This window comes from Phocaeicola sp. RTP21198st1_B8_RTP21198_201120 (genome assembly GCF_040929485.1).
GTDB lineage: Bacteria > Bacteroidota > Bacteroidia > Bacteroidales > Bacteroidaceae > Phocaeicola > Phocaeicola dorei.
This window is the reverse complement of record NZ_JBCOCI010000575.1, coordinates 1-406: the sequence shown is the minus strand read 5'-3', so window position 1 is coordinate 406 and position 406 is coordinate 1. Positions and strand designations below refer to the sequence as shown.

The window sequence follows — 406 nt, the reverse complement described above, 5'->3', positions numbered from 1 at the left end:
CTACAATCCTTGCTTTTATTACCGCTATGGGTGGTTTGGAAGCTGTGAAATGGTTAGTGAGGTATATCACTTGTCGCAAGACGGATGCACGGAAAGAGGAAGCATCCGTGAACAGTATGGAAGAAGAAAATCGCCGTAAAAAGGTGGACTGGCTGGAAGAACGGCTGACTCAACGTGACGAGAAGATAGACGGGCTTTATATTGAACTTCGCAAGGAGCAGGAAGAGAAGATTGACTGGATACATAAATGTCATGAAGTGGAGTTGATACAGAAGGAGTCGGAAGTGAAGAAGTGTGAGATTAGAGGGTGTGTGAAGCGTATGCCACCTTCGGATTATTAACTGGTGCGTTTGAACTAATAATGAATAATCATGAGAAATATAGATTCTATCATAGTACATTGTTC

1 protein-coding gene is annotated in these 406 nt (G+C 42.4%); it reads left to right on the top strand.

Annotated elements, in window-relative coordinates; genetic code table 11:
- The coding region (locus AB5935_RS28225; RefSeq protein ID WP_368328132.1) for a hypothetical protein at positions 1-341 on the top strand (341 nt) is incomplete at its 5' end.
- Positions 342-406 lie beyond the last annotated feature (65 nt).